This window comes from Klebsiella sp. C360, from assembly GCF_048822415.1.
GTDB lineage: Bacteria > Pseudomonadota > Gammaproteobacteria > Enterobacterales > Enterobacteriaceae > Klebsiella > Klebsiella quasipneumoniae.
Window position 1 is genome coordinate 516,580 of the sequence record NZ_JBMEZZ010000004.1, and the last position, 19,788, is coordinate 536,367.

Consider the following 19,788-nt stretch of genomic DNA (forward strand, 5'->3'; position numbering starts at 1 on the left):
TAGCCCAGTTATTCTGAAGTCAGATAACAAAAAACCCCGATAAATCGGGGCTTTAGATAACTGAACCCTGAGATCGCCATGGCGATCTGGAACACCTTCCGCAAGAATTCTTTCAAATTCGGCTACGAAGGACACCTAGTCCTCACAGTATATTTGAAAAAGTACTTAATGGGAAAGTGGTTGCGGGGGCCGGATTTGAACCGACGACCTTCGGGTTATGAGCCCGACGAGCTACCAGGCTGCTCCACCCCGCGCCTGAAACGTGGCATATTTTACTCTTTTTGAGCAAAAGACGCAAATACTGCTGGGATTTGGTACCGAAGACGGGACATAAAATCGGGATGAATTGTAACGACAATTAGTATATTTTGTCAACATGCATTTTATCGCGCCCGATTGCCGTTTGTGCTGGTATTTCAGGCTTTTTTAGCAAAAAGATGATGAAGCCCTTCCTGTCACCAGTAAAAGATGGTTAAATGAATACTCACAATTAATGCATAAAAATGCAGTTAAGGTTGTTGAGTCGAACTCACCACAGTCTATCGAGCAGGGTTTTATTTTATGACGACGATTCTCAAGCATCTCCCGGTTGGTCAACGTATTGGTATCGCTTTCTCTGGTGGACTGGATACCAGCGCCGCGCTGTTATGGATGCGCAAAAAAGGCGCCGTGCCTTATGCATATACCGCTAACCTGGGTCAACCGGACGAAGACGACTACGATGCTATTCCGCGCCGCGCGAAAGAGTACGGCGCCGAAGGCGCCCGTCTGATCGACTGCCGCAAACAGCTGGTCGCAGAAGGGATCGCCGCGATTCAGTGTGGCGCTTTCCATAACACCACCGGCGGGTTGACCTACTTCAACACCACGCCGCTGGGCCGCGCGGTCACCGGCACCATGCTGGTAGCGGCAATGAAAGAAGACGGCGTCAACATCTGGGGCGATGGCAGCACCTATAAAGGCAACGATATCGAACGTTTCTATCGCTACGGCCTGCTGACCAACGCTGAACTGCAGATCTACAAACCGTGGCTGGACAGCGATTTCATCAATGAACTGGGCGGCCGTCACGAAATGTCCGAATTTATGATCGCCTGCGGCTTTGACTACAAGATGTCGGTCGAGAAAGCCTATTCCACCGACTCCAACATGCTCGGCGCTACCCACGAAGCGAAAGATCTGGAGTTTCTGAATTCCAGCGTCAAGATCGTCAACCCGATTATGGGCGTGAAGTTCTGGGACGAAAACGTGAAGATCCCTGCGGAAGAGGTCACCGTACGTTTTGAGCAGGGTCACCCGGTAGCGCTTAATGGCAAAACCTTCGCCGATGACGTCGAGATGATGCTGGAAGCCAACCGCATCGGCGGTCGTCACGGCCTGGGCATGAGCGACCAGATCGAAAACCGGATTATCGAAGCGAAAAGCCGCGGCATTTATGAAGCCCCGGGGATGGCGCTGCTGCATATCGCTTATGAGCGTCTGCTGACCGGTATTCATAACGAAGATACTATTGAGCAATATCACGCTCACGGTCGCCAGCTGGGCCGTCTGCTGTATCAGGGCCGCTGGTTCGATTCCCAGGCGCTGATGCTGCGTGATTCGCTGCAGCGCTGGGTCGCCAGCCAGATCACCGGCGAAGTCACCCTTGAGCTGCGTCGCGGCAACGACTACTCGATCCTCAATACGGTATCAGACAACCTGACCTATAAAGCAGAGCGTCTGACCATGGAAAAAGGCGATTCCATGTTTACCGCTGAAGACCGTATCGGCCAGCTGACCATGCGTAATCTGGATATCACCGATACCCGCGAGAAGCTGTTCGGCTACGCGCAGTCTGGCCTGCTGAGCGCCTCCTCAGCGACGGGTTTACCGCAGGTTGAAAATCTGGAAAACAAAGGCAAATAATCGCCTGACGATGTTTGCTCTCTGCCGGCGGCTCTCCGCCGGCTTTTTTATTTTTTGTTACCAGTCTGCACCAGAAAATTCGAAAAGAGGCATTATTTCCTTATCGCCTGGTCAGCAAAATTGTTGACTATAATATCCTCAATTGATTAATTCGTATCTGGTGATAAACATCATGAATATTAAACCGCCTATCAGGCCGCAGAAGGCCATTGACCGATTGATCGATGTGCTTGAGCCACACGCGACGCCCGTTAACGCGATCGCCAGAAAAAGACTCACGTGGGAATATAAAGGCAAAACCCAGCTCTTTATTTTTAAAAAAGGCGAGTTGTCGATTATTCGTAATTCCGACAGGCTCTTAATGGTGACCGTCTATGAACCCCACCTTTTCGGCGTGGCGGAAATGCTGCAGCCCAGCCGCAGTCATAGCCTGCGAGCAGAGGTCTCATCCGAGCTGCTGCGTATCGACTACGATCTGGCGTCGGCGCTATTTCGTCAGCATAATCTGTGGGAAGAAGTGACAATCCTGCTGGCCTATCATACCTCGTATATGGTGTATCGTGACGATTTGGTCTTGCAACAGCGAACCTATTCGGTGATCCGTAACCATCTGCTGGAAATGATGCTCTTAACCGAAGAGACACGACAGCGCGTATCTATTCTTGAATATATTCAGGACCGGACTCATCTCTCACGCAGCAGTATTCTTAATGTCTTGTCAGCCTTAAAGAAAGGCGGTTATATTGCCTTTGCCCGGGGGGGTTATTTACAAAGCATTGCCTCACTTCCTGAAAAATTCTGACTCGCGCCAACCTCTGTCATTTGTGGCTATTCATCTCACAGCTGAAGTTGTTTAAATTTAAACCAATAAACGCTAACGGTAACAAAAAAATAATTTTAAGCTAACTACCTGAGTTACCGGAGGACATCCTGTGCCGGGCACGACCAGCAGACAGCCATACATGGCGTGCATCGCCGGGCCTGCGCAGGTGCAGGATATGCCGCCGGCAATCGGCCAGGCGTGAGCAGCGGTAGCGGGAGTTAATCCCCTCTCCTACCGCCTGCTCGACCATAACGATGAGATCCAAAAACCCGTTAATTTTGCCCGAACACCCGTATCGGGCTTTTTTTTATCTGAAGGAATTCAACAATGAAGTCTATTGCTCCAAAAATGGTAGCCCTGATGATCGCTGTGGGGGCCAGCGGCGCCGCCTGCGCATCCGTTAATCTGCATGGTGAAGCCGGTAGCGAGTTTACCAATCTGTCTGCCAGCTTTGGCGCCGGGGAACCTGGAATGACGTTCAATACCCAGTGGGCGCATAGTGACAATGACGGCGACACCATTGGACTGGGTATGGGTTATAACTTCAACCTCGGGCCTTTCCTGATGACGCTGGGCGGTAAAGGCATCTATCTGAACCCTAAAGATGGGGATGAAGGCTACGCCATCGCCGCGGGTGGCGGAGCAGAGCTCCCTCTCGGCCAGTACTTCACGCTCTTCGGTGAGGGCTATTACTCGCCGGACTCGATGTCCAGCGGCGTCGATGATTATGTGGAGGCCAATGCCGGGGTACGCCTTAACGTGCTGCCGTCGCTGAATATCGAAGCAGGCTATCGATATATCGATATGGCGGGGAAAGACGGCCATCGCGACAACACCCTCGCCGACGGGGCCTACGCCGGGGTTAACTTCCGCTTTTAATCCATGCACAGGGATTGCCGTCCGGCAGTCCCTGCTTCATTCTTAACTGGCCTGCGGCACGCTTTTCAGTACGCGGTTAATCTCCTGCAGGCCAGCAACATTATTCTCTTTGCGGTAAACCTCATTCATGGACGCCATCTGCTCCAGGCGGGTCAGAGCGCCATACACCTGATACGCCTCGCTGTGTCTGTCGAACACATCGCGGCGCTCAACATCCTGCAGATAATGGCTTTTCAATGAATGGTTAAGGCGGCCAATCAGTGCCGTATTGTCCTGGAAATAGCGCGTCACCGCCTGGGCATTATTCGCTGCAACGCCAGGCTCACTGTATGATACCGGTACGGTTAGCGCATTAATCGTCTCCACCGTTTTGGATGGCGATGTTGAACTGCATCCCGCTAAACCGAGCGCGCCGGCGACGATAAGCAACCCGATCTTGTTCATTGTGTCACTTCACCTCTGTTGATTAGACGTGGCGACTTTAACGACAGTAAAAGGCGGGAGCCAGTGAAGAGATGTTTATTAATAAATGACCGGCGGGGATAAAAACAAAAAAAGACGCTTTTCAGCGTCTTTTTTCTGGAATATTGGTACCGAGGATGGGACTCGAACCCACAAGCCCGTTAGGGCACTACCACCTCAAGGTAGCGTGTCTACCAATTCCACCACCTCGGTACAGAATACTTAGTGCGGGATATCGCTGGTCGGCTGAGCCGGCGCAGTTGGCTGAGTTTGCTCTGTTTTCGGCGCGCTCAGGTTATCCCACTCACTTCCTTTACTGGTCTTGTTGCTGTTGATGTTACCCAGCGCCAGACTGATGATGAAGAACAGCGCAGCCAGGATGCCGGTCATACGGGTCATGAAGTTACCAGAACCGCTGGACCCAAACAGTGTGCCGGAAGCGCCTGCACCGAAGGAGGCTCCCATATCAGCGCCTTTACCTTGCTGCAGCATAACCAGACCTACGAGGCCAATCGCTACAATAAGGAAAACAACCAAAAGAGCTTCGTACATAATCAACCTGTTCCTTGCGGATTCGCCGCATACCAAGTGCTTCGACCAATAAAGCGGGACGTTTTAACGTTTCCCACTGAAGCGGGTGTGAATACTAACCAAAGCGAATGACCTTCGCAAGGGCAATTTCGACACATTGTATCAACTGCAGAAAAAAACAGCAAAAAGCCGGTGTTCGATCATAAAAAAGGCGGCAAGCGCCGCCTTTTTAACCACTTAGCCGACAAGCTTAGACGCTTTTTACCGCTTCGGCGATGCGATGCGCAAACTCGTGCACCTGATCTTCATGCTCGCCTTCCACCATAACGCGGATCAGCGGTTCCGTACCCGATTTACGCAGCAGGACGCGGCCACGCTTACCTAACGCCGCTTCCACTTCTGCGGTCACCGCTTTGACATGCTCATTCTCCAGAGGGTTACCGCTGCCCTCGGTAAAGCGCACATTCACCAGCAGCTGAGGGAACATCTTCATGCCGCTGCACAGGTCATGCAGGCTCATGTGGTTGCGTACCATCGCCGCGACCACCTGCAAACTGGCGACGATGCCATCGCCGGTAGTGGTTTTATCCAGCAGGATCACATGGCCGGAGTTTTCCGCACCGATGCGCCAGCCTTTTTCCTGGAGCATCTCCAGCACATAGCGGTCACCCACCTTAGCGCGGGCAAACGGGATGCCCAGCTGCTTGAGCGCCAGCTCCAGGCCCATATTGCTCATCAGCGTACCGACGGCGCCGCCGCGCAGCTGTCCCTGACGCAGCCCTTCCCGGGCGATGATGTAGAGGATCTGGTCACCATCGACTTTATTGCCTTCGTGGTCAACCATGATCACCCGATCGCCATCGCCATCGTAGGCAATGCCCAGATCGGCTTTTTCCGCCAGCACGCGCGCCTGCAGCGCCCGCACGTCGGTGGCCCCGACCTCTTCGTTGATGTTGAGGCCGTCAGGCTCGCAGCCCATCGCGATAACCTGGGCGCCCAGTTCGCGGAAAACATTGGGCGCAATGTGGTAGGTTGCGCCGTGCGCACAGTCCACCACCACTTTCAGCGTGGAGAGGCTCAGTTCGTTAGGAAAGGTGCCTTTACAAAACTCAATGTAGCGGCCTGCGGCATCGACGATGCGGCTGGCTTTGCCCAGCTCAGCCGAGTCCACACAGGTGAGTTCTTTCTCCATTTCGGCTTCAATCGCCTCTTCCACATCATCCGGCAGCTTGGTGCCCTCAATGGAGAAGAACTTGATGCCGTTGTCGTAGAAAGGGTTATGTGAAGCGGAGATGACGATCCCCGCCTCGGCGCGAAAGGCGCGCGTCAGGTAGGCGATCGCCGGCGTTGGCATTGGCCCGGTGAACGACGCAGAGAGCCCCGCTGCCGCCAGCCCGGCTTCCAGCGCCGATTCCAGCATATAGCCCGAAATACGGGTATCCTTGCCGATGATAATTTTACGCGAGCCGTGACGCGCTAACACTTTGCCCGCCGCCCAGCCGAGCTTAAGCACAAATTCCGGAGTGATCGGCGCATCGCCGACGCGGCCACGAATACCATCGGTGCCAAAATACTTGCGGTTACTCATAACTTTTTTTTCCCTTAGCGGCGAGAGTGGCTTCCACCACGCGCAGCGCTTCTACCGTTTCTTTGACATCATGGACGCGGATAATCTGCGCGCCCTGCATTGCTGCAATGACGGCACACGCCAGGCTGCCGTTCAGCCGTTCCGACGGCCCGACGTTCAGCAACTGACCTACCATCGACTTACGCGACATACCGACCAGCAGCGGCAGACCAAAGTGATGAAACTCTCCCAGCCTGGCCAGCAGTTGATAATTGTGGGTGAGATTTTTACCGAAACCGAATCCCGGGTCGAGCAGCAATTTTTCTTTTGCGATCCCTGCCTGTTCGCAGCGCACGATGTGTTCATTAAAAAAGCGCTCCACATCGGCGAAGACATCCTCATACTTCGGCGCCTCCTGCATGGTTTTCGGCTGTCCCTGCATATGCATCAGACACACCGGCAGCCCGGTTTCCGCCGCAGCCTGCAGCGCGCCGGGTTCGGTCAGCGAACGAATATCGTTAATGATATGCGCCCCTGCCCGGGCGGATTCGCGGATAACCTCCGCTTTGGAGGTATCCACGGAGATCCACACCTCAAAGCGCTGGGCGATAGCCTCCACCACCGGGATCACCCGCGCAAGCTCCTCTTCCACGCTAACCTCAGCCGCCCCTGGCCGCGTCGATTCACCGCCGATATCAATGATGGTCGCCCCGGCGTTGATCATCAGATTGGCATGCTTCACCGCCTCAATCAGCGAATTATGGGCGCCGCCATCGGAGAAGGAGTCAGGCGTCACATTAAGAATACCCATCACGTGGGGGTGAGAGAGATCGAGGGTTGAGCCCTGGGCTACAAGTTTCATCACAAAATCCCTGAGACTGAAGAGGTTAAAAAAGAAAAACCCCGGAGCGGGCGCCCCGGGGTTTTAAGGTTAAAACAAGACATCAACAGCGGCAGCTTATTTGTCGCCCAGCTGCTCTGACATGGTGTTGCCCGGGTTTGGCGTACGCGGTTCATCGACCGGACGCGGCGCACGAGGCGTGCCATTGTTGTCAGAGTTGTTAGAAGAACCGGGTTCTTCCCAACCCGCTGGCGGACGAACATCGCGACGAGCCATCAGGTCGTCAATCTGCGGCGCATCGATGGTCTCATACTTCATGAGCGCATCTTTCATCGCGTGCAGAATGTCCATGTTGTCGTTCAGCAGCTGGCGAGCACGACCGTAGTTACGCTCAATCAGCGATTTCACTTCCTGGTCGATGATACGCGCGGTTTCATCGGACATATGCTTCGCTTTCGCGACGCTGCGGCCGAGGAACACTTCACCCTCTTCTTCCGCGTACAGCAGCGGACCAAGTTTGTCGGAGAAGCCCCACTGGGTCACCATGTTACGCGCCAGGTTTGTCGCCACTTTAATGTCGTTAGACGCGCCGGTAGAAACATGTTCCGGACCGTAGATAATCTCTTCCGCCAGACGACCGCCGTACAGGGTGGAGATCTGACTTTCCAGTTTCTGACGGCTGGCGCTGATCGCATCGCCTTCCGGCAGGAAGAAGGTCACACCCAGCGCACGACCGCGCGGGATAATCGTCACTTTGTGCACCGGATCGTGCTCCGGCACCAGACGACCGATAATCGCGTGGCCCGCTTCGTGGTAAGCGGTGGACTCTTTCTGCGCTTCCGTCATCACCATGGAGCGGCGTTCCGCACCCATCATGATTTTGTCTTTCGCTTTTTCGAACTCAACCATCGATACGACGCGTTTGTTGCCGCGGGCAGCAAACAGGGCCGCTTCGTTGACCAGGTTGGCCAGGTCCGCACCGGAGAAGCCAGGGGTACCGCGAGCAATGATTGCCGCATCGATATCCGGCGCCAGCGGAACGCGACGCATATGCACTTTCAGGATCTGCTCACGACCGCGAACATCCGGCAGGCCAACCACCACCTGGCGGTCAAAACGGCCCGGACGCAGCAGCGCGGGGTCAAGAACGTCCGGACGGTTAGTCGCCGCGATAACGATAATGCCTTCGTTACCTTCGAAGCCGTCCATCTCAACCAGCATCTGGTTCAGGGTCTGCTCACGTTCATCGTGACCACCGCCAAGACCGGCGCCACGCTGGCGGCCGACGGCGTCGATTTCATCGATGAAGATGATGCAAGGCGCTGCTTTCTTAGCCTGTTCGAACATGTCACGCACACGGGATGCACCAACACCGACGAACATTTCTACGAAGTCAGAACCGGAAATAGTAAAGAACGGCACTTTTGCTTCGCCAGCGATCGCTTTCGCCAGCAGCGTTTTACCGGTACCCGGAGGACCGACCATCAGGACGCCTTTCGGGATCTTACCGCCCAGTTTCTGGAAGCGGCTCGGCTCACGCAGGTATTCCACCAGTTCGCCGACTTCCTCTTTCGCTTCGTCACACCCGGCAACGTCAGCGAAAGTGGTTTTGATCTGATCTTCCGTCAGCATACGGGCTTTGCTTTTGCCGAAGGACATCGCGCCCTTTCCGCCGCCGCCCTGCATTTGCCGCATAAAAAAGATCCAGACGCCGATCAACAGCAGCATTGGGAACCAGGAGATGAAGATGGAAGCCAGCAGGCTTGGCTCTTCTGGTGGTTCACCGACAACTTTGACGTTTTTAGTCAACAGGTTATCGAGCAGCTTCGGATCGTTAACCGGAATGTAAGTCGTGTAACGGTTACTATCTTTCTTGGTAACGTTGATCTCACGTCCGTTGATACGCGCTTCGCGAACCTGGTCCTGATTGACCTCTTGCAGGAAGGTAGAATAATCCACCTTGCGGCCATTCGACTCGCTGGGCCCAAAGCTCTGGAATACTGACATCAGCACAACGGCAATGACCAGCCAGAGTATTAGGTTTTTCGCCATGTCACTCAAGGGATTAACCTCTTATTACAACTGTGTTAAAAACAGCGTCAGGATACGCTATATCCAGTTTCTTTCAAACTTTCATTTGAAATCTGCCGGTTATGGTTTACGCCCGGTCGCTACAATATACACTTCACGCGAACGAGCGCGGGAAGAGTCCGGCTTACGAACTTTGACCTTCGTAAACAGGGAGCGAATTTCTCGAAGATACTCATCGAAGCCTTCGCCCTGGAACACCTTCACTACAAAACTACCACCTGGCGCTAATACATCACGAGACATTTCAAGCGCCAGTTCTACCAGATACATCGCCCGGGGAATATCCACCGCCGGTGTTCCGCACATATTCGGCGCCATATCGGACATGACCACTTGTACTTTACTGTCGCCTACTCGCTCAAGTAACGCTTTCAGGACTAATTCATCACGAAAGTCGCCCTGAAGGAAGTCCACACCAACGATTGGATCCATTGGTAAAAGATCGCAAGCGATGATGCGGCCGCTGTTGCCGATCTGCGTGACCGCATACTGCGACCAGCCTCCGGGAGCAGCGCCGAGGTCAACTATCGTCATCCCCGGCTTAAAAATTTTGTCACTTTGCTGTATTTCATCAAGTTTAAACCAGGCACGGGAACGTAACCCCTTTTTCTGTGCCTGTTGAACATATTTATCGCTAAAGTGTTCCTGAAGCCAGCGGCTTGAGCTGGCAGAACGCTTTTTACCTGTCATTTAACATTCCCGTTCGGGTTCATCGTACTTTACTGCGTAAAAATCGACGCGGTAGTTTGGCGATATATGGGAGATGGCGGTAGAATGACCCGTTTTCAATCCCAACGTAAGCAAAAAAATACGATGAATCTGAGTACTAAACAAAAACAGCACCTGAAAGGTCTGGCACATCCGCTCAAGCCGGTAGTTATGCTTGGCAACAATGGTTTGACCGAAGGGGTACTGGCCGAGATCGAACAAGCGTTAGGGCACCATGAACTCATCAAGGTGAAGATCGCCTCAGAAGATCGCGAAACTAAAGCCTTGATCGTGGAAGCCATCGTGCGCGAAACCGGCGCCTGTAACGTACAGGTCATCGGTAAAACGCTGGTTCTGTACCGCCCAACGCCAGAGCGTAAAATCTCGCTGCCACGCTAAGAATATCCTCAATCCCGACACAAATTTGTGTAAAACGAGGGATTTCTGTGGCCAGGCGAGCAAAATGCCATGCTCGTGACGTTGATAAAAGGCCGCTATGCGGCCTTTTTCCTTTCTTTACAATCTATAAACATCGTAGCGGGAAATACGCCTTACAGGTATTCAACCTTGGTAATTTCGTATTCCACTTCCCCACCCGGTGTACGGATAGTCACGACGTCATCCTGCTCTTTACCGATCAGACCACGGGCAATCGGCGAGTTCACGGAGATCAGATTCTGCTTAAAATCAGCTTCGTCATCGCCCACGATACGGTAGGTCTGTTCCTCGTCAGTATCGAGGTTCAGCACGCTGACAGTAGAGCCAAAAATCACCCGGCCATTGTTCGGCATTTTGGTGATATCGATAACCTGCGCATTGGACAGCTTCGCTTCGATATCCTTGATGCGCCCTTCGCAGAAGCCCTGCTGTTCACGCGCGGCGTGATACTCGGCATTCTCTTTCAGATCGCCGTGTTCACGGGCCTCAGCAATAGCGGCAATGATTTCAGGACGACGCACAGACTTCAGATAATCCAGTTCTTCGCGCAGTTTTTCAGCGCCACGTAAGGTCATCGGAATCGCTTGCATTAGTTATACCTCTTTATCATTCCTTCAGGAAACGGATAGCTCCGCTCCGCCACCTGTCCTGTCCACGGGCAGGACACGAGCAAAAAGAAACCGACCCGGGAAACACTCCCCAGGTCAGCAGCAATTTTTCATTTGATAGGTATTTTACCCCGAAGTTCATTATGGGTCATCGTTTACTTTACTGGGCGTTGCACCGTAGTATGACGGCCTGGCTTCAGGTTGTTAGCGCGAGATTATGCGATTTCCCAGATTTATCATCGGATTGACTGCCGGTATAGCGCTTAGCGCTCAGGCGGCGAATATTGACGAGTACATCACCCAGCTTCCCGCCGGTGCGAACCTTGCCTTTATGGCGCAAAAGGTCGGCGCATCGACGCCGGAAATCGACTATCACAGCCAGCAAATGGCGCTTCCGGCCAGTACGCAAAAGGTCATCACCGCGCTGGCGGCCCTGCTGCAGCTGGGTCCCGATTTTCGCTTCACCACCACGCTGGAAACCAAAGGCTCACTGGACGGCGGCGTGCTGAAAGGCGATCTGATCGCCCGCTTCGGCGGCGACCCGACGCTGAAGCGGCAGGATATTCGCAACATGGTGGCGACACTGAAAAAAGCTGGCGTGCAGCGTATCGACGGCAATGTGCTTATCGATACCTCGGTCTTCGCCAGCCATGATAAAGCGCCGGGGTGGCCGTGGAACGACCTGACGCAATGCTTCAGCGCTCCGCCTGCGGCGGCGATTGTCGACCGCAATTGCTTCTCGGTCTCGCTGTATAGCGCGCAGAAGCCGGGCGATCTCGCCTTCATTCGCGTCGCCTCCTATTATCCGGTCACCATGTTCAGTCAGGTTCGCACCCTGGCGCGTGGCTCATCGGAAGCCCAGTATTGCGAACTGGACGTGGTGCCGGGCGACCTCAATCGCTATACCCTCACCGGCTGCCTGCCGCAGCGTAGCGAACCGCTGCCGCTGGCCTTCGCGATACAGGATGGCGCCAGCTACGCCGGGGCGATCCTTAAAGCGGAGCTGAAGCAGGCGGGGATCGCCTATAGCGGCACGCTGCTGCGTCAGACGCTGGCCAATGAGCCCGGCACGGTATTAGCCACCACCCAGTCGGCGCCGCTGCACGATCTGCTGCGGATCATGCTGAAGAAATCCGACAACATGATTGCGGATACCGTTTTTCGTACCATCGGTCATGCCCGGTTCGGCGTACCAGGGACCTGGCGGGCAGGATCCGATGCCGTACGTCAGATCCTGCGTCAACAGGCTGGGGTTGATCTCGGCAACACCATCATCGCCGACGGCTCTGGCCTGTCGCGCCACAACCTGATCGCCCCGGCGACCATGATGCAGGTGTTGCAGTATATCGCCCAGCACGACACCGAGCTCAACTTCATCTCTATGCTGCCGCTGGCGGGCCATGACGGCTCGCTGCAGTATCGCGCCGGCCTCCATCAGGCGGGCGTCGATGGCAAAGTCTCGGCGAAAACCGGGTCGCTGCAGGGGGTTTATAACCTTGCGGGCTTCATCACTACCGCCAGCGGGCAAAAGGTGGCCTTCGTGCAATACCTCTCCGGCTACGCCGTGGAGCCAGCCGATCAGCGTAACCGCCGCATACCCTTGGTACGCTTTGAAAGCCGGCTTTATAAAGATTTGTACCAGAACAACTAAAAACAAAAGGGCCGCATCAGATGCGGCCCTTTTTGATCCAGAGAAGTCAGGATTAGCGTTTGTAGATGAATTCAACGCCTTCTTCGTCGTCTTCGTCCCAGTCGTCATCCCAGTCTTCGTCATCTTCCACTTCGGCTTCGGCCTCTTCAAGCTGCTGACGGTGATAGTCGTCCCACATAAACTCGACTTTCTCCGGCTTCTGCTCTTCTTCCGCCTGCACGATGGGGTTTTCGATGATGAAGGTCATCACGTCCCAGCACAGATCTTTTACGCCCTGCTGGCTGGCGGCGGAGATCAGGTAGAATTTCTCTTCCCAACCCAGCGCTTCAGCAATTGCCTTCGCTTTAGCCTCGGCTTCCGCTTTGTCCATCAGGTCAATCTTGTTAAAGACTAACCAGCGCGGTTTGGAGGCCAGCTTCTCGCTGTATTTCTCCAGCTCGCCGATGATGATGCGCGCGTTCTCAACCGGATCGGAACCGTCGATAGGCTCGATGTCGATCAGGTGCAGCAATACGCGGCAGCGCTCAAGGTGCTTGAGGAAGCGAATGCCGAGGCCTGCGCCTTCCGCTGCGCCTTCAATCAGCCCCGGGATATCGGCGACCACAAAGCTCTTCTCATTGTCCATACGCACCACGCCCAGGCTTGGCACCAGGGTGGTAAACGGATAGTCAGCCACTTTCGGCTTGGCGGCGGAGACCGCACGGATAAAGGTGGATTTACCGGCGTTCGGCATCCCCAGCATTCCGACGTCCGCCAGCAGCATCAGCTCCAGCTGCAGGTCGCGCTTATCACCCGGCGTACCCATGGTCTTCTGACGCGGCGTACGGTTAACGGATGATTTAAAACGGGTGTTGCCCAGACCGTGCCAGCCGCCCTTCGCCACCATCAGACGCTGACCGTGTTTGGTCATATCGCCCATGGTCTCGCCGGTGCCCTGGTCGATAACCCGGGTCCCGACCGGCACTTTTACCGTCACGTCTTTACCACGCTTACCGGTACAGTCGCGGCTCTGGCCATTCTGCCCGCGTTCGGCGCGGAAAGATTTTTCAAAACGGTAGTCGATCAGGGTATTCAGGTTTTCGTCCGCTTCCAGCCAGACATCGCCGCCGTCACCGCCATCGCCGCCGTCCGGGCCGCCTTTCGGAATATATTTTTCGCGGCGGAAGCTTACGCAACCATTGCCGCCGTCACCTGCTACGACCAGGATCGTTGCTTCATCTACAAACTTCATTTTACTCTCCGTAAATCATTCGCCTGAGCGGGGCAGCGGTACTACCGCCTCTCGCTTACGCCAACGTCCCCAAAGACGATGACCGATGGCGGAATACATCGCGCCCGCAACCACGACAAACGCACCGAGATAACCAATCAGGTTTAACATCGGTCTGGCGAAAACATCGGGCCAGGCCATTGATAATAAATCAGAAAACAGTAGCGTAAACAGTGGCGTCAAGGTGATTAACGCGCTGACCTGCGCCGCCTGCCAGCGCGCCATGGCTTCCGCCAGCGCCCCGTAGCCGACCAGGGTATTCAGCCCGCAAAAAATCAGGCATGCCAGTTGCCAGCTGCTTAACCGGGATATCACCCCAGGCTCAGCGAGCGGCAGTAATGCAATCGTACATAAAGTGTACAGCAAAAATAGTATCTGCTGTGATGCCAGACGGCGCAATAACACCTTTTGCGCGACGCCGTAGCTTACCCACACCGTGGCGGCAGCTACGCCGAAAATTACCCCCCACGTGTAGTCCGTCAGGCGGGTAAAGATTTCAATCAGGCTGGTGTTGAAGAACATCACCAACCCGCTGAGCAGCATCAACGCGCCCACCACCTGGGTGCCGCGCATGCGCTCTTTCAGAATCACGACGCTAGCCACCATCATGCCTACCGGCGATAGCTGGCCGATGACCTGAGAAGCCGTGGGGCTGAGATACTGCAGGGAAGAACTGAACAGGATGAAGTTACCGAACAGGCCGCCGGTGGCAATCGCTAATAAGACCAGCCAGCGCGGTTTGCGAAAAATTCGCAGCGGCGGCAGTTTGCCTTTGATCGCGAGGATCGCGCCAAGGCCAATACTGGCCATCAGGAAGCGATAAAACACCACCGTTGGCGGCGCCATCACCTCAAGAACCTGCTTCATTGCAATCGGCAACGCTCCCCAACACATCGCGGTGGTAAGCGCCAGAATAATGCCAATCCCAGCCTGCTGCTTCATGCCTGTTTCCCTGCAAAAATTTTCCGGTAGACGAATGTAAAAAGCCCCGCAACGTGTTGCGGGGCTTTCATCCGTTACCGGGACGCGAAAAACTTATTCAGCAACGATGCTGATGAATTTACGGTTTTTCGGGCCTTTAACTTCGAACTTGACTTTACCGTCAGTCAAAGCGAACAGAGTGTGGTCACGGCCGCAACCAACGTTGGTGCCAGCGTGGAATTTGGTACCACGTTGACGAACGATGATGCTACCTGCCAGAACTGCTTCACCGCCGAAACGTTTTACGCCCAGACGTTTAGCTTCTGAATCGCGACCGTTACGAGTCGAGCCGCCAGCCTTTTTATGTGCCATTTAAATCTACTCCTCAGGTCTTAGGCGCTGATGCCAGTGATTTTCACATCAGTGAACCACTGACGATGGCCCTGCTGCTTACGATAGTGTTTACGACGACGAAACTTAACGATTTTAACTTTCTCGCCACGACCGTGAGCAACAACTTCAGCTTTGATTACGCCGCCCTCAACGAAAGGAACGCCGATCTTGATTTCTTCACCGTTTGCGATCATCAGCACTTCAGCGAACTCAACAGCTTCGCCAGTTGCGATGTCCAGCTTTTCCAGGCGAACGGTCTGACCTTCGCTTACTCGGTGTTGTTTACCACCACTTTGGAAAACCGCGTACATATAAAACTCCGCTTCCGCGCACCTCTTCGTGTGATTCAGAGTGCGCTATAAATATTCACAATAGGGCGCGAATATTACGCAAAACGCGAGCCTTTGACAAGAGCGATTAGCGATCAATGCAGAAAAAAAACACAACTTTCACGACAACGTTTATCTACGGCAATTTTTCAGTACAATCATAACTTCTTTTAATTCTGTCTTAATCCTTCTGTGATCCCACCTGGATTCATGGTAACAGGACATTTGGCCCGGCTTTTGCGATGAATTTAGAAAAAATCAATGAGTTAACCGCGCAAGATATGGCGGGTGTCAATGCGACGATTCTTGAGCAACTCAACTCCGATGTTCAGCTTATCAATCAGTTAGGCTATTACATCGTCAGCGGCGGCGGCAAACGCATTCGCCCGATGATTGCTGTGCTCGCCGCCCGCGCGGTGGGCTATCAGGGGAGCGCGCATGTCACCATTGCTGCGCTGATTGAATTTATTCATACCGCCACCCTGCTGCATGACGACGTCGTCGATGAGTCTGATATGCGTCGCGGCAAAGCCACGGCAAATGCGGCGTTTGGCAATGCCGCCAGCGTGCTGGTCGGCGATTTTATCTATACCCGCGCCTTTCAGATGATGACCCAGTTGGGCTCGCTGAAGATCCTCGAGGTCATGTCGGAAGCGGTGAACGTCATTGCCGAAGGCGAAGTGCTGCAGCTGATGAACGTCAATGACCCGGATATCACGGAAGAGAACTACATGCGCGTCATCTACAGCAAGACGGCGCGTCTGTTTGAGGCAGCCTCGCAGTGTGCGGGATTACTGGCCGACTGCACTGCGGAAGAAGAGCGCGCGTTGCAGGATTATGGCCGCTATCTCGGCACCGCTTTCCAGCTGATCGACGATTTACTCGATTACAGCTCCGACGGAGAGCGGCTTGGTAAAAACGTCGGTGACGACCTTAACGAAGGGAAACCGACGCTACCGCTGCTGCACGCCATGCACCATGGTACCGCCGATCAATCGGCGATGATTCGCGGGGCAATCGAGCAGGGCAACGGCCGCCATCTGCTGGATGCCGTCCTGGAAACGATGGCTGCCTGCGGTTCGCTGGAGTGGACGCAGAAACGTGCCGAAGAAGAAGCTGACAAAGCGATTGCCGCGCTGCAGGTTCTCCCTGACACCCCCTGGCGTGAAGCCTTGATCGGGCTGGCGCATATCGCGGTTCAGCGCGATCATTAATCCCCTCCCCCTTCCCGCGCAATGCGCGGGAAAGTTCCAGTAAAAACCCATTCCCTACCGTAAATTTCCGGATACCTTGATACATTCTGAATATTCCGGCGCTTTAACAGAACTTGTTAGAACCTTACCTGGTGCGCGGGTATAGTGTCCCCGTCGCCCATATGGGCCGATCAGGATCTTTATCACCAGGAGAATTTATGGATAAGTTCATCGACTGGCATCCCGCAGATATTGTTGCGGGATTACGTAAACGGGGAACATCGCTGGCGGCAGAGTCGCGACGGCACGGTCTGAGTTCTTCAACGCTGGCGAACGCCCTGACCCGCCCCTGGCCGAAAGGCGAATTAATCATCGCCACGGCGCTGGATACACAGCCGTGGGTCATCTGGCCGTCACGCTACCATGATCCGGTAACGCATGAGTTTATCGACAGAACGCAGATGATGCGTCAAAAGAAGATGGACAAGTGATGTGATTGTTCGACAAGGACCCGGGATAGACGCCCGGGCCCTGACAGGATGCGGTTACTCGCCTTTCACGCGCTGAATATTGGCACCCAGCGCCTGCAGTTTATCTTCGATACGCTCATAGCCACGATCGATATGATAGATGCGATCGACGATGGTGGTTCCCTCAGCGATACAACCTGCCAGCACGAGGCTCGCCGAGGCACGCAAATCGGTCGCCATCACCTGCGCGCCCGAAAGCTGCTCCACGCCGTGACAGATCGCGGTATTGCTCTCGATCTCCGCGTGGGCGCCCATACGGATCAGTTCCGGAATGTGCATAAAGCGGTTTTCAAAGATCGTTTCGGTGATCACGCCGGTCCCTTCCGCGACCAGGTTGAGCAGCGTGAACTGGGCCTGCATATCGGTCGGGAAGCCCGGATGCGGCGCGGTACGCACGTTAACCGCTTTCGGACGGTTGCCGTGCATATCAAGGCTGATCCAGTCTTCGCCCGTTTCGATGTCGGCTCCGGCGTCGCGCAGCTTCGCCAGTACGGCGTCCAGGGTATCTGGTTGCGCGTGACGGCAGAGGATCTTGCCGCCGGAAATGGCTGCGGCAACCAGGAAGGTCCCGGTTTCAATACGGTCCGGCAGCACGCGGTAAACGCCGCCGCCCAGACGCTGCACGCCTTCGATGGTGATGCGATCGGTGCCCTGGCCGCTGATTTTTGCGCCCAGCGCGTTAAGGAAGTTCGCGGTATCGACGATCTCCGGCTCGCGAGCGGCGTTTTCGATAATCGTCGTCCCCTCGGCGAGGGTCGCTGCGCTCATGATAGTGACGGTGGCGCCGACGCTCACTTTATCCATCACGATATGCGCGCCTTTCAGACGACCATTGACCGAGGCTTTAACATAACCTTCTTCCAGTTTGATCTCGGCGCCCAGCTGTTCCAGCCCGCTAATATGCAGATCGACCGGACGCGCGCCGATGGCGCAGCCGCCAGGCAGAGAGACTTGTCCCTGACCGAAACGCGCCACCAGCGGGCCCAGCGCCCAGATGGAGGCGCGCATGGTTTTCACCAGATCGTACGGAGCACAGAATACATCGACCGGGCCGGCGTCAATCCACACCGAACCATTGCGCTCTACCTTCGCGCCCAGCTGACTCAGCAGCTTCATGGTGGTATCGATGTCTTTCAGCTTAGGTACGTTCTGGATCTCTACCGGCTCTTCGGCAAGCAGCGCGGAAAAGAGGATTGGCAGGGCGGCGTTTTTTGCACCGGAGATGGTGACTTCGCCCTGAAGGCGAGTCGGCCCCTGAACACGGAATTTATCCATTGATTCTGTTCTCTATTAAAAATTCACATACGCTGCAGGGGATCCCCCACAGCTTAGAAGCCATTTAGTTTGCGGTCTCGCGCCCACTCCTGCGGAGTAAAGGCCTTGATCGACAGCGCATGGATGCGGTTGTCAGCAATATATTCCATCAGCGGCGCGTAGACGCTCTGCTGCTTTTTAACCCGACTCATGCCATCGAACATCTCGCCCACAGCAATAACCTGAAAGTGGCTGCCATCGCCAGAGACGTGGACTTCCTGGAGGGGGAGTGCGTTCATCAGCACGGTCTGAATTTCATGATTTTCCATGGGCTCAAATTTATCTGATAGTGAAAACAGCCCAACATCTTAGAGGAAAGTGGCGCGGTCTTAAACAAGCAAAAAGCCCCGGCGAAAAGATTGCCGGGGCTTTCGGAATAGCTTCAGCGCTAAGGCACTGAAAAGATTATGGGATCATATCGGCAGGCAGGTTGTAAAGACCGACCAGCGTTTGCAGATTTTCGCTCTTGCCGATCAGCTGCGCTTCCCGGCCCTGGCGGCGAATCAGCGCGACAAAATGCACTAACAGCGCCAGGCCCGCCGTGTCCACGCGCGTGGTCTGGCTGAGATCGATGATCGCTGTCCCCGCCGTCGCCTGGGCGCGTGCCTCCCAGAGCGGGACCAGCAGATCCTGATCCAGCTCTCCGTGCAGCGCCAGCGTCTCGCCATCACGAGTCCAGCTCAGCTGCCCGCTCATTATTTTTTCTGTTCCAGGGTGATCGGCTGAGCGGAGATCGCTTTCAGCTGCGCGGTCAGGCCATCAACGCCCTTGGTACGCAGCAGATCGCTCCACTCATTTTGTTTGGTGGTGATCATGCTGACCCCTTCCGCGATCATATCGTAGGCCTGCCAGTTGCCGGTCTGGGTGTTTTTACGCCACTGGAAGTCGAGACGTACCGGCGGACGGCCATTCGGGTCGAGGATGGTGACGCGGATCGGAATGATGGTCGCGCTGCCCAGCGGCTGTTCCGGGGCAATCTGGTAGGTCTGACCGTGGTACATGGCCAGCGCCTGGCCATAGGCCTGCTTCAGGTATTCACGGAAGGCGGCAAAATAGGCTTCACGCTGCGCCGGGGTGGCTTCTTTGTAATAGCGGCCCAGCACCAGCGCGCCGGCATACTTCACCTGCACATACGGCAGAAGCTCCTGGTCGACGATGTCGCGCAGATAGTTAGGGTTGGCCTTGATCTTCGGCTGTTCATTCTTCAGGCGATCGAAGGTTTTCTGCGCCGCTTCATTCATCAGCTTATACGGATTGGACTGGTCTGCCGCCTGGACCGCGGTCAGCGGGGCAATCACCAGCATGGCGACCATGAGTAAGCGTTTAAACATATC

At 54.9% G+C, this 19,788-nt stretch carries 22 protein-coding genes and 2 tRNA genes; 7 read left to right on the top strand and 17 right to left on the bottom strand.

The genetic code is table 11. The annotated features are described in order from the left end of the window. Positions 1-177 precede the first annotated feature (177 nt). Positions 178-254: transfer RNA gene (locus ACOI7D_RS14470), tRNA-Met, on the bottom strand. A 307-nt stretch (positions 255-561) separates the two neighbouring features. Here ACOI7D_RS14470 and argG point away from each other — a divergent pair. The 3 genes from argG to ACOI7D_RS14485 all read left to right on the top strand — a co-directional run bounded on the left by argG (position 562) and on the right by ACOI7D_RS14485 (position 3,607). After that, positions 562-1,905, top strand: a complete 1,344-nt coding sequence (gene argG, locus ACOI7D_RS14475) for an argininosuccinate synthase (RefSeq protein WP_004144895.1) — start codon at positions 562-564, stop codon at positions 1,903-1,905. Positions 1,906-2,077: 172 nt separating this feature from the next. After that, the gene (locus tag ACOI7D_RS14480) at positions 2,078-2,707 is read left to right on the top strand and encodes a winged helix-turn-helix transcriptional regulator (RefSeq protein ID WP_023291118.1); all 630 of its coding nucleotides are present in this window, start codon (positions 2,078-2,080) and stop codon (positions 2,705-2,707) included. A gap of 348 nt (positions 2,708-3,055) precedes the next feature. Next, positions 3,056-3,607, top strand: a complete 552-nt coding sequence (locus ACOI7D_RS14485; RefSeq protein WP_032454172.1) for a YfaZ family outer membrane protein — start codon at positions 3,056-3,058, stop codon at positions 3,605-3,607. A gap of 42 nt (positions 3,608-3,649) precedes the next feature. Here ACOI7D_RS14485 and ACOI7D_RS14490 read toward each other — a convergent pair whose 3' ends face one another. The 7 genes from ACOI7D_RS14490 to rlmE form a co-directional block, all read right to left on the bottom strand. Beyond that, positions 3,650-3,898, bottom strand: a complete 249-nt coding sequence (locus ACOI7D_RS14490) for a hypothetical protein (RefSeq protein WP_072420646.1) — start codon at positions 3,896-3,898, stop codon at positions 3,650-3,652. Positions 3,899-4,195: 297 nt separating this feature from the next. After that, a tRNA-Leu gene (locus ACOI7D_RS14495) sits at positions 4,196-4,282 on the bottom strand. Between the two features lie 9 nt (positions 4,283-4,291). Beyond that, on the bottom strand, positions 4,292-4,621 hold the full coding sequence (gene secG, locus ACOI7D_RS14500) for a preprotein translocase subunit SecG (protein WP_002918369.1): 330 nt from the start codon (positions 4,619-4,621) through the stop codon (positions 4,292-4,294). Positions 4,622-4,850: 229 nt separating this feature from the next. Further along, the gene (gene glmM, locus ACOI7D_RS14505) at positions 4,851-6,188 is read right to left on the bottom strand and encodes a phosphoglucosamine mutase (RefSeq protein WP_004206179.1); all 1,338 of its coding nucleotides are present in this window, start codon (positions 6,186-6,188) and stop codon (positions 4,851-4,853) included. Beyond that, complete coding sequence (folP, locus tag ACOI7D_RS14510; protein ID WP_109546871.1) at positions 6,181-7,029, bottom strand: dihydropteroate synthase; 849 nt, start codon at positions 7,027-7,029, stop codon at positions 6,181-6,183. Before folP ends, glmM begins: the two co-directional genes overlap by 8 nt. A gap of 96 nt (positions 7,030-7,125) precedes the next feature. Next, positions 7,126-9,060: an ATP-dependent zinc metalloprotease FtsH gene (ftsH, locus tag ACOI7D_RS14515; protein ID WP_004206183.1), complete on the bottom strand. Its 1,935-nt coding sequence runs from the start codon at positions 9,058-9,060 to the stop codon at positions 7,126-7,128. A 99-nt stretch (positions 9,061-9,159) separates the two neighbouring features. Then, the gene (gene rlmE, locus ACOI7D_RS14520) at positions 9,160-9,789 is read right to left on the bottom strand and encodes a 23S rRNA (uridine(2552)-2'-O)-methyltransferase RlmE (protein ID WP_008806638.1); all 630 of its coding nucleotides are present in this window, start codon (positions 9,787-9,789) and stop codon (positions 9,160-9,162) included. Between the two features lie 123 nt (positions 9,790-9,912). Between rlmE and yhbY the strand changes: the two genes are divergently transcribed. Further along, positions 9,913-10,206 (top strand): ribosome assembly RNA-binding protein YhbY, encoded by a 294-nt coding sequence (gene yhbY, locus ACOI7D_RS14525; RefSeq protein WP_002918374.1) that lies wholly within the window; start codon positions 9,913-9,915, stop codon positions 10,204-10,206. A gap of 152 nt (positions 10,207-10,358) precedes the next feature. On the opposite strand, the gene greA is transcribed toward yhbY, so the two are convergent. Next, on the bottom strand, positions 10,359-10,835 hold the full coding sequence (gene greA, locus ACOI7D_RS14530) for a transcription elongation factor GreA (protein WP_002918375.1): 477 nt from the start codon (positions 10,833-10,835) through the stop codon (positions 10,359-10,361). A gap of 235 nt (positions 10,836-11,070) precedes the next feature. Between greA and dacB the strand changes: the two genes are divergently transcribed. After that, positions 11,071-12,504 carry a serine-type D-Ala-D-Ala carboxypeptidase gene (gene dacB, locus ACOI7D_RS14535; RefSeq protein WP_023291122.1) on the top strand — a complete coding sequence of 478 codons (1,434 nt, stop codon included), beginning with the start codon at positions 11,071-11,073 and terminating at the stop codon, positions 12,502-12,504. Between the two features lie 52 nt (positions 12,505-12,556). Here the strand turns inward: dacB and cgtA are convergent, their stop codons facing one another. The 4 genes from cgtA to rplU all read right to left on the bottom strand — a co-directional run bounded on the left by cgtA (position 12,557) and on the right by rplU (position 15,399). Beyond that, positions 12,557-13,735, bottom strand: a complete 1,179-nt coding sequence (gene cgtA / locus ACOI7D_RS14540; RefSeq protein WP_004206186.1) for an Obg family GTPase CgtA — start codon at positions 13,733-13,735, stop codon at positions 12,557-12,559. 15 nt (positions 13,736-13,750) lie between these two features. Then, positions 13,751-14,716 carry a DMT family transporter gene (locus ACOI7D_RS14545; RefSeq protein ID WP_004206187.1) on the bottom strand — a complete coding sequence of 322 codons (966 nt, stop codon included), beginning with the start codon at positions 14,714-14,716 and terminating at the stop codon, positions 13,751-13,753. A gap of 93 nt (positions 14,717-14,809) precedes the next feature. Then, positions 14,810-15,067: a 50S ribosomal protein L27 gene (rpmA, locus tag ACOI7D_RS14550; protein ID WP_002434222.1), complete on the bottom strand. Its 258-nt coding sequence runs from the start codon at positions 15,065-15,067 to the stop codon at positions 14,810-14,812. 20 nt (positions 15,068-15,087) lie between these two features. Then, positions 15,088-15,399 (bottom strand): 50S ribosomal protein L21, encoded by a 312-nt coding sequence (gene rplU, locus ACOI7D_RS14555; RefSeq protein WP_002918379.1) that lies wholly within the window; start codon positions 15,397-15,399, stop codon positions 15,088-15,090. A gap of 260 nt (positions 15,400-15,659) precedes the next feature. Between rplU and ispB the strand changes: the two genes are divergently transcribed. Then, positions 15,660-16,631 (top strand): octaprenyl diphosphate synthase, encoded by a 972-nt coding sequence (gene ispB, locus ACOI7D_RS14560; protein WP_023291123.1) that lies wholly within the window; start codon positions 15,660-15,662, stop codon positions 16,629-16,631. Between the two features lie 197 nt (positions 16,632-16,828). Continuing rightward, positions 16,829-17,101 carry a DNA-binding transcriptional regulator SfsB gene (sfsB, locus tag ACOI7D_RS14565; protein WP_004206189.1) on the top strand — a complete coding sequence of 91 codons (273 nt, stop codon included), beginning with the start codon at positions 16,829-16,831 and terminating at the stop codon, positions 17,099-17,101. Positions 17,102-17,155: 54 nt separating this feature from the next. On the opposite strand, the gene murA is transcribed toward sfsB, so the two are convergent. The 4 genes from murA to mlaC all read right to left on the bottom strand — a co-directional run bounded on the left by murA (position 17,156) and on the right by mlaC (position 19,785). After that, positions 17,156-18,415, bottom strand: a complete 1,260-nt coding sequence (gene murA / locus ACOI7D_RS14570; protein ID WP_023291124.1) for a UDP-N-acetylglucosamine 1-carboxyvinyltransferase — start codon at positions 18,413-18,415, stop codon at positions 17,156-17,158. 53 nt (positions 18,416-18,468) lie between these two features. Continuing rightward, the gene (gene ibaG / locus ACOI7D_RS14575; protein WP_004144910.1) at positions 18,469-18,723 is read right to left on the bottom strand and encodes a BolA family iron metabolism protein IbaG; all 255 of its coding nucleotides are present in this window, start codon (positions 18,721-18,723) and stop codon (positions 18,469-18,471) included. Positions 18,724-18,859: 136 nt separating this feature from the next. After that, complete coding sequence (mlaB, locus tag ACOI7D_RS14580) at positions 18,860-19,150, bottom strand: lipid asymmetry maintenance protein MlaB (RefSeq protein ID WP_023291125.1); 291 nt, start codon at positions 19,148-19,150, stop codon at positions 18,860-18,862. Further along, positions 19,150-19,785, bottom strand: coding sequence for a phospholipid-binding protein MlaC (gene mlaC / locus ACOI7D_RS14585; RefSeq protein ID WP_023291126.1), 636 nt, complete (start codon positions 19,783-19,785; stop codon positions 19,150-19,152). The genes mlaB and mlaC overlap by 1 nt, the downstream gene beginning before the upstream one ends. Between the last annotated feature and the right edge of the window lie 3 nt (positions 19,786-19,788).

Bases quoted from the DNA above. Each gene is read 5' to 3' on its own strand.
- ibaG (WP_004144910.1), bottom strand. From the start codon at position 18,723: ATGGAAAATCATGAAATTCAGACCGTGCTGATGAACGCACTCCCCCTC.
- rpmA (WP_002434222.1), bottom strand. From the start codon at position 15,067: ATGGCACATAAAAAGGCTGGCGGCTCGACTCGTAACGGTCGCGATTCA.
- mlaC (WP_023291126.1), bottom strand. From the start codon at position 19,785: ATGTTTAAACGCTTACTCATGGTCGCCATGCTGGTGATTGCCCCGCTG.
- folP (WP_109546871.1), bottom strand. From the start codon at position 7,029: ATGAAACTTGTAGCCCAGGGCTCAACCCTCGATCTCTCTCACCCCCAC.
- secG (WP_002918369.1), bottom strand. From the start codon at position 4,621: ATGTACGAAGCTCTTTTGGTTGTTTTCCTTATTGTAGCGATTGGCCTC.
- argG (WP_004144895.1), top strand. From the start codon at position 562: ATGACGACGATTCTCAAGCATCTCCCGGTTGGTCAACGTATTGGTATC.
- glmM (WP_004206179.1), bottom strand. From the start codon at position 6,188: ATGAGTAACCGCAAGTATTTTGGCACCGATGGTATTCGTGGCCGCGTC.
- rlmE (WP_008806638.1), bottom strand. From the start codon at position 9,789: ATGACAGGTAAAAAGCGTTCTGCCAGCTCAAGCCGCTGGCTTCAGGAA.
- ftsH (WP_004206183.1), bottom strand. From the start codon at position 9,060: ATGGCGAAAAACCTAATACTCTGGCTGGTCATTGCCGTTGTGCTGATG.
- cgtA (WP_004206186.1), bottom strand. From the start codon at position 13,735: ATGAAGTTTGTAGATGAAGCAACGATCCTGGTCGTAGCAGGTGACGGC.
- mlaB (WP_023291125.1), bottom strand. From the start codon at position 19,150: ATGAGCGGGCAGCTGAGCTGGACTCGTGATGGCGAGACGCTGGCGCTG.
- ACOI7D_RS14480 (WP_023291118.1), top strand. From the start codon at position 2,078: ATGAATATTAAACCGCCTATCAGGCCGCAGAAGGCCATTGACCGATTG.
- ispB (WP_023291123.1), top strand. From the start codon at position 15,660: ATGAATTTAGAAAAAATCAATGAGTTAACCGCGCAAGATATGGCGGGT.
- ACOI7D_RS14485 (WP_032454172.1), top strand. From the start codon at position 3,056: ATGAAGTCTATTGCTCCAAAAATGGTAGCCCTGATGATCGCTGTGGGG.
- yhbY (WP_002918374.1), top strand. From the start codon at position 9,913: ATGAATCTGAGTACTAAACAAAAACAGCACCTGAAAGGTCTGGCACAT.
- greA (WP_002918375.1), bottom strand. From the start codon at position 10,835: ATGCAAGCGATTCCGATGACCTTACGTGGCGCTGAAAAACTGCGCGAA.
- dacB (WP_023291122.1), top strand. From the start codon at position 11,071: ATGCGATTTCCCAGATTTATCATCGGATTGACTGCCGGTATAGCGCTT.
- rplU (WP_002918379.1), bottom strand. From the start codon at position 15,399: ATGTACGCGGTTTTCCAAAGTGGTGGTAAACAACACCGAGTAAGCGAA.
- murA (WP_023291124.1), bottom strand. From the start codon at position 18,415: ATGGATAAATTCCGTGTTCAGGGGCCGACTCGCCTTCAGGGCGAAGTC.
- ACOI7D_RS14545 (WP_004206187.1), bottom strand. From the start codon at position 14,716: ATGAAGCAGCAGGCTGGGATTGGCATTATTCTGGCGCTTACCACCGCG.
- sfsB (WP_004206189.1), top strand. From the start codon at position 16,829: ATGGATAAGTTCATCGACTGGCATCCCGCAGATATTGTTGCGGGATTA.